This is a genomic window from Bacteroides sp. D20, assembly GCF_003436255.1.
Classification (GTDB): domain Bacteria; phylum Bacteroidota; class Bacteroidia; order Bacteroidales; family Bacteroidaceae; genus Bacteroides; species Bacteroides uniformis.
Map to the genome: position 1 here is coordinate 1 of NZ_QSOO01000033.1, position 7,249 is coordinate 7,249.

At 39.1% G+C, this 7,249-nt stretch carries 7 protein-coding genes; all 7 read left to right on the forward strand.

Annotated elements, in window-relative coordinates:
* Window positions 1-152 precede the first annotated feature (152 nt).
* Window positions 153-620: a hypothetical protein gene (locus DXD78_RS20515; protein ID WP_101602707.1), complete on the forward strand. Its 468-nt coding sequence runs from the start codon at window positions 153-155 to the stop codon at window positions 618-620.
* A 12-nt stretch (window positions 621-632) separates the two neighbouring features.
* Complete coding sequence (locus DXD78_RS20520) at window positions 633-2,012, forward strand: DUF5458 family protein (protein WP_101602708.1); 1,380 nt, start codon at window positions 633-635, stop codon at window positions 2,010-2,012.
* Window positions 2,013-2,212: 200 nt separating this feature from the next.
* Entirely contained in the window at window positions 2,213-2,827 is a 615-nt protein-coding gene (locus tag DXD78_RS20525) for a hypothetical protein (RefSeq protein WP_229093128.1), read from the forward strand.
* Window positions 2,828-3,628: 801 nt separating this feature from the next.
* Complete coding sequence (locus DXD78_RS20535; protein ID WP_101602711.1) at window positions 3,629-4,822, forward strand: AAA family ATPase; 1,194 nt, start codon at window positions 3,629-3,631, stop codon at window positions 4,820-4,822.
* Window positions 4,803-5,453: a hypothetical protein gene (locus DXD78_RS20540; protein WP_101602712.1), complete on the forward strand. Its 651-nt coding sequence runs from the start codon at window positions 4,803-4,805 to the stop codon at window positions 5,451-5,453. Before DXD78_RS20535 ends, DXD78_RS20540 begins: the two co-directional genes overlap by 20 nt.
* A 16-nt stretch (window positions 5,454-5,469) precedes the next feature.
* The gene (locus tag DXD78_RS20545; RefSeq protein ID WP_101602713.1) at window positions 5,470-6,819 is read left to right on the forward strand and encodes a hypothetical protein; all 1,350 of its coding nucleotides are present in this window, start codon (window positions 5,470-5,472) and stop codon (window positions 6,817-6,819) included.
* Window positions 6,820-7,145: 326 nt separating this feature from the next.
* Window positions 7,146-7,249 (forward strand): type VI secretion system tube protein TssD (gene tssD / locus DXD78_RS21425; RefSeq protein WP_304650833.1); only part of this gene is annotated, 104 nt, incomplete at its 3' end.

Below are 7,249 nucleotides of genomic sequence, written 5' to 3' on the forward strand. Positions count from 1 at the left end.
TATTGCTTATTATCCGCACCCAAAAAGTTGCATTTATAAGTTGAACTCAAGAATTAATTTCCGCTTCTTTTGCTGGATAAAATTTAATTCGTATATTGCGCCCATGAGAGATAAGCAACATAATTTGTTAACAATTTAAATGATTGAGAACTATGGGACTCTATAATTATGGAATTGGAGGCAACGAAGTAAAAGTGGACGCAAATGAATCCATTGCTGATATCCCTTCCAACCGAACTTTGATGGTCCAGAAATTAACGGATGAAGCTCCTACTTCTCCTGAGTGTGTTTACGGACTGGAAACAGTAGAAGATGTGTTTGAACATTTTGAGCCGACTGTGCAATTAGAGCATGTAGATGCCGGAGGTGCCGAAATTAAAGAACTAATGGCTTTCAGGAACCTTGGGGATTTTGATGCTAAAAAGATTAAGGAGAATAGTGAGTTCTTGAGCGGGCTTGACATCGAGAAAGAACAAAGTGTTAAAATTGCCAGACAGCTGACATCGAACAGGGCGCTTCAAAAAGTTATTGAGAATCCTGAAACGAGGAATGCCCTGGCAGAAATTATAGAGAATTCCATTCAAGAAATTCAGGCTGCACAATCCAAATCTAAACTTTAAAACCATCATCACATGAAACCGGATAATCAACAACAAAAACAGCAGGCTGTAACAACTTCTCCTCAATCCTCTCAGCAAGGTCAAGTTGCTTCCGTAGCTGCGATAGACCGTCTTAAAGAATTCGGCGGTTTTTCTTTCTTAGAGAATATTATAGATGGATTCTCCAATTTAAATCCTAACAGAAAAGCCCGGCGAAATATTTTCTTGACGGATGAACAATGGGCGCTTGAACGAAAGGCCCTTACAAACCGTTTGTCCGTATGGTTGGATTTGTTACGAAACAATGATTCTGCCGAGAAAATGCGTGATAAGGCAAAAGAAACAGCTATTCAGGCTGAAGAACTATTGAATAAAAACTTGAAATCCGCTTTGGCGCGTACCCATGACCTGGAGAAAGCTTATCGCACCGTAGCTTCATTCTATAAGAATACCGAGAGTGACAAGGTCAAGAACATCACGATTGTCAATGCCAGCATTGAGCAGTTACGGGATTTGGATAATACTGTTTTTGCAGACCACATCAGCAAAGAATTGAAGCAAAATTTTGACCGCTTGGATTTACGCCGAAATTATTCTCTTCTGGTTGTGCCCGGATATTTGGGCTCCAATGCCATTTTGGACAAGTGGTCAAAAATGGCTCATGAAAATAAAGCCTTCTTAATAACGGATTTCCAGGATTTGGAATCTCCAGATGATGTTGTTGATATATTCTTTAATGCAGATCATACCGGTGGCGATGATTTTAAATCCAACACGGTAATGACTTGTAATTGGCTGTTGGGACGTCAAAAGGAAGAAGCCGTAGGAGAAGAGGAGAATTTGTATATCCCGCCTTCAGCCGCTTTGGCCGGAAAGATATACAGCACCCGAATGTCACAGGTTGTGGCCGGAAAAAAATTCGGTGGTCTGAATGAAATCGAAAGTGTACGTTTTGACCTCAAACGCAGCGAGATATCAGAACTGGAACGCATGGGGCTTGTGCCTATGGTAAACGAATACAGCAAGGTTATGGCATTCTCTGCAAAGACTCTTTTCAATGGAGACAATCTTGGATTGCAAACCTATTCGGTGGTACGTGTTTTTGACTATATTACCAAAGTTTTATTTGACTTCCTGAACCGGCGTGCCTTTGAAAATTGGGATACGCGTATCGAAGCCGATTTGCGTTCCCAAATTGTGAAATTCCTTGATAGCGTAATGGGACCGAATAAGTTGATCGAGCGCTTTAAGGTTGTGAAAATTGAACAACACCCGGAACTGAAAGACTGTGTATTACTGGATATTCATATTACCCCATTCTTCCCGGCCAAGAGTTTTGTAATCCAATTGGCAGGACATAAAGGAGATAGTCCGGAAGAGGCTGTTTGGGAGAGCGAATATAAACAAGTATAAGTGAAAAAATAACAAAAAAGGATTGCAGGTTTGTTGCCACAACATTCCTGCAACCTTTTTTTAGGACGATATAAGTTATGGGGATCACATTGCTGCAATTTAAAACAATGTGTCAGAATCGGCAACGGTACACCGGTTACGTTGAAGGTTTAGGATATGTCTGTTGGCGTCCAAGATATGTTATATATGACAGGCTGGACATGTCTTACAATAAGCCGTCAGGCTCGGAAAAAGTCGCATTTTATGAACTTGTTATAATTAAAAACGAAGAAAATACCCAAAGTGGATTCTCGCCATTAAGAGAAGTAAAGGATATGGCTATAAATGCCCTGTCTGTATATGGTGCTATTAATTCAGTAGAGCAGCTGTCAACCAAGCCGGTGGTTTTAGGACCGGATTACATTCAAATAAATCGTCAAGGTACGCTTGTACGCAATCGTAATAAGAAATACACAACAAAAGGAAAAATTGCAGGGCGTATCGGAGATAAATTATTTGGGATTGGAGTTATTATCGACTTAGCTTTGTGGCAAGCAGGTGAACAGGAATGGTACCAGACGAAAGTTAATATCGGGGTTAATACCGGTATTTTCTTAATAGGACAAGTTTGTCCTCCTGCCGGGGTTGTGTTAGGTATTTTATGGTTTATTCTTAATGCGGTACATACAGATCCCCGGCCTTCTCCCGGCATCTATGAGCAGATACATGGAAGCATTGCACCGGCTGATGCGACTAAAGTTCATAATCCGTATTATGATAATAGAATTATATCACGAAAATATGTTCCTTCGCAATACAATTTCGAACAAAAATAAGATATTATTTTGGGATAATATTTTTTTTTGGGTCCGGTCTTATACTCCTAAAGGAGGATATGCACACCGTGCTTACGGAGTTATTACATTAATTCAATATGTGTATTTGTTATTGATAATCTCCATAGTGGTTAATTGTCTGGATTGGGAAACCGCCTTATGGATATACTCCAATCAAAAAAATATTATTTTTGCTGTAGGGATAATTTTCCCTTTACTCTTTTTTGCAAACTCGTTAATATATAACGACCACAAGTATCAAAGTTTAGATGATAAGTTCATGCAAATAACTTCTGGTAAAAAGAAAAAGCTTAAAAGAACCTTTTTTATTGTTTTGGGCATTACTGCAATAATTGTATTTATAGAAATCAAACTGTTTCATCTGTTTGAAGAGAATTTCATACAATATCCTTAATGTATATCTGCGAGATTGCGCCTTGCAAGCAATATTTAATATGATGTGGACAAGCCGGGAGCCCTTACAGGGTGGAAGAACTGGAAGTTTGAGACGGAAAGTCCGGCTACATTTATTTTATTCCACCTAAAATATCATATAATCTTATTTCAATAAGTATCTGTGTCGCAACTCTTCCTTATCCTGCCTGATTGAGATGGGGCCGCCCGGCTTCCTCCTGCCGAACAAACCAATCCACGCTTCTCTTTTTAAAGAAAGAGCCGGGCTGAATAATCTCTTAATAAAAAGCCATATGCATGAAGTAGATAATCGAATTTTCATATTGATACGCCTAAATCCCCGTTTTTTTCATTACCTTTGTCTATAGACTGATAAAATTAGTAACAATGAAAGAATCCATAACCATAAAGAATGTTGGTCCACTGAAAAATATTCAAATAGACGACATTAAACCCCTTACCGTATTCATCGGTAAGTCTGCAAGCGGTAAGAGTACAATCATGAAAATAGTTGTGCTTATGCGTTACATCTATAAAATGGTAAATATCCGTTCCTATTTAAGGAATGCAAAGATTACACGTTCTCCATTCAAACTCCGGTTCGACTCCTTGCTCCACGACGGTTTGGACAAAATGATAACAGCAGATACGGAAATTTATTATACGGTAGAAATGAACGGCAATGCATATACTATATCTTATGCCAAGAAAAACTTGCAAGCCAGCATTAACATTCCCAATAATGACTTGGTATTCTTCAAAGAATCATACATATCTGAAACGAGAAGTGTCATACCTGCATGGACATCCAAAGTCTCTTCATTCAAGGGGGCAAGCCTCGGATTCTTTTTCCATGAGACATTCAATGATTTTAATAATGCTACGGATGTTATCAAGGAGCAGCAGTTGGAATACCTGAATCTGAAAATGAAAATACAGAAATCAGGAAACAAGCCCAAGTTATTTATGATAGAATCTGAGCAGGAGGGTTCTGTTCCTGTAGAGTTAAGGTATGCATCTTCGGGTATTCAGACCTCGGCACCCTTAGTTGCTATAATACGCTACTTTGCTAAAGAGTTCTCTTTTAAGGATGCTTTCCAGCGTTCCGTGCTAAGTTACCTGTTCAAGCAGGACCTTCTTACAAAATTCACTCCGGGAATCAATCAAAATGAACTGGCAAAGTATGTACATGTTCATATTGAAGAGGCAGAATTAAGCCTGGATCCCGAAGCGCAAAGAGGACTGATCAACAATATAGTCAGTGAGGCTTTTCATAAAAATGATGTTGATAGGAAACTGGGATTGATGATCGCTACCCATAGTCCCTATATAGTTAATCACCTGAATGTGTTACTCCGTGCCAGTTATTTTGAAAAAGCACGTAAGAACTATCCTTTTTTGGAAAAGGACAATATTGCCGTATATAGAGTAGGTGAAGGTACACTTACCTCCTTAATGGCCACAGATAATGATACGGAAGAGTATGTCATTAATACATACGACCTTTCCGACACCATGGAAGAAATTTTCAATGAATACGAAAGCATGGAGGAACAGGAAAATGGACAGCGCATTAATTGATTTCCTAAAAAAAGATTATCCTTCTCATTTCGGAGTGGTGTGGGATGAAACTACTATGTCTATCCGTAGGGAACAACGTCCGAGAGGGAAACATGAAATCCGGGACCAACAGCCCAAAATTGTACAGTATTCCGGTAAGGGTGTTTCTATAATTAATAATAACTCGCTTGTCGATATAGAGATTATAGATTTTGAACACTATATTAATTTATTTCATGATACAGCTGCGGGTATGGGACGAAAATGTGATTTTATCATAAACCCGATAGCTGGATACGACTTCATTGTCTTCAATGAACTGACAGAAAGTCAGGGCCAGTATATTCGACCGTTCAATTCACCAACAACAGGGGACAAAAAAGAGGGTAAACTGGCCTATGCAAAGAAGCAACTGGAAATTTCCATTGAAAAATTCTATAGTGTAAGCGACTTTTTAGATGGGTATGAAAAGAAGATTGCCCTTTTTTCATATCGATTGACTGATGGCAAACCGGGACATCTTATGACTAAATCCATGAATGCTTTCAGAAGACCGCAAAAAATTTTATCTAACATCCGCGCTCATGAACCCCTAATACATGGTTTTGTATTTGAACAAAGGATGTATCATGAAGAATACAAAGTAAACTGAATATAACATTCAAGATATGGCAAACAACGAACATAACCCAATAGCCATAAGAATCAGTCAAATTCAAGACTTATGGATTCAAAACAGGACAAACCATCCTGACGCAAAGGTGTATTGTCTGACATGTGACCAAGAGGATTTCCCTTTGGTGGAGGGTTTTATTCGTCTTGAAGGTTCTCCTTACGGGAGGTCCAGTGATACGATTCTTGCCTTTATGACGGATTATGATTCCCCCGCGGCGTTTTATTCTTTTCTAATCAACGAGTGGATCTCATCTTTTGCGGCAGAATTGGAAAAACACCCGGATTGGAACTGGACAGATTTCGAGGAACTGAAACAAGAGGCAGGCATTCTTAAACAGGACAACCCCAAAATCCTGAAAGACTTTTATATTCGTATGGTAAGCAGTTTTAAGATTTTCGAGGGGGTTGCCGGCAACATTCTTGGTATAACGATAATCATTTATCGAATCCAGGACGTGGAGTCGCTAAATAATTCTATAAAGGAATTGGCCGAGGCTCTTCCCCCGCATGTAAGTCTTATTCTGACGGACTATAACGGCCGTGAGGTATATGGCTTGTTGCTGGAGAATATGAAAGAAAAAGCCTGTCGGATAAATATTCCCGACCAGAACATGTCTGAAGCCTATAAAGAAATAGCAACACAGGGGGATCCACACGATCCGCAGGTGAAATACCGCTGTTGTCTGTTCGCCTTGGGGGAAGCAGCCAATGCTGGAAAAAAGAAAGAGGTTAAACGCTTGGGAGAAGAGCTTATAAAGATATGTCGTGAAATTGGGGGGATTGAAATGTGGGCTTCCGCATACCTTATATATGGAGGTTTTATGTTGGGCTTCAAGGATGAAGCCGCATTCACGCACAAACTGCTTGACAAGGGGATCGGCATAGCGCAATCTGCAGGACAGAAGGAAACAGCTTGTATCCAGATATTGATACAGCTCTATGATTATAAAGGCATTGCCTATAACCTGTCGAGAGATGCGCAAAAGGCAGTTGGCTGTTTTTTGAAAGGAGCGGAAATTGCCAGGGAAGAAGATTTAAAATCTATGGCTGTCAGTCAATATGGCTATGCGCTGCTTGTTGCATTGAAAAAGGATCGTTTCTTTTACGAACCGATCCTAACGGAGGCTTTTGAATATGGCTATGCACTGGATGATGACGAATTGAGGACGGTTAATTTATCCTTCATAGCCCATACTTATATTGGAAAGATATATAGTATTGAAGCCGAGAAGCGGGAAGAAATCGAAAAACGCATGGAGGCTCTTTACGGCGAAGATTGGCAGGCTGGCTCAAAAGAGATAGGTGCCAAGCTGGAAAATGAATATCTGTTGATTAAAAAGTGACAATGCAAATTTACTGTATATTAATGCAATAAGTTATTTTCATAAGTCGAAAAATACTTTTTTTGTGTTTTGCAAAAAAATATCTCTAAAAAATTTGGAGTTTTAATTTTAATTTCCTATGTTTGCCAACAACAAAGATGATGTTTTATTTTTCTTCTTTTTCTCCCACAAATAAAACAGAAATCAACATGGAAGAACCGGAGGAAATTTCAAAAGATCGTTTTTGAAGTTTTCTCTTTTTTGTTTTTATCCCATAAGAACTGAATTCAAAAAAGAGAGGAGAGATATTCAAAAACCATTGTTAAACTTTTAAATTTTCATTGATTATGGCATCATTTAGAGCAACATTGGAATTTGCAGGAAAAGAGTATGATGTGCTGCACTCCGAGTATGAATTCAGTCGTACGACCGACTCTAAGGGAAAACCCTC

What these genes read in the sequence shown, in the direction of transcription:
- DXD78_RS20515 (WP_101602707.1), top strand. Translation starts at nt 153, where the DNA reads ATGGGACTCTATAATTATGGAATTGGAGGCAACGAAGTAAAAGTGGAC.
- DXD78_RS20520 (WP_101602708.1), top strand. Translation starts at nt 633, where the DNA reads ATGAAACCGGATAATCAACAACAAAAACAGCAGGCTGTAACAACTTCT.
- DXD78_RS20525 (WP_229093128.1), top strand. Translation starts at nt 2,213, where the DNA reads ATGTCTTACAATAAGCCGTCAGGCTCGGAAAAAGTCGCATTTTATGAA.
- DXD78_RS20535 (WP_101602711.1), top strand. Translation starts at nt 3,629, where the DNA reads ATGAAAGAATCCATAACCATAAAGAATGTTGGTCCACTGAAAAATATT.
- DXD78_RS20540 (WP_101602712.1), top strand. Translation starts at nt 4,803, where the DNA reads ATGGACAGCGCATTAATTGATTTCCTAAAAAAAGATTATCCTTCTCAT.
- DXD78_RS20545 (WP_101602713.1), top strand. Translation starts at nt 5,470, where the DNA reads ATGGCAAACAACGAACATAACCCAATAGCCATAAGAATCAGTCAAATT.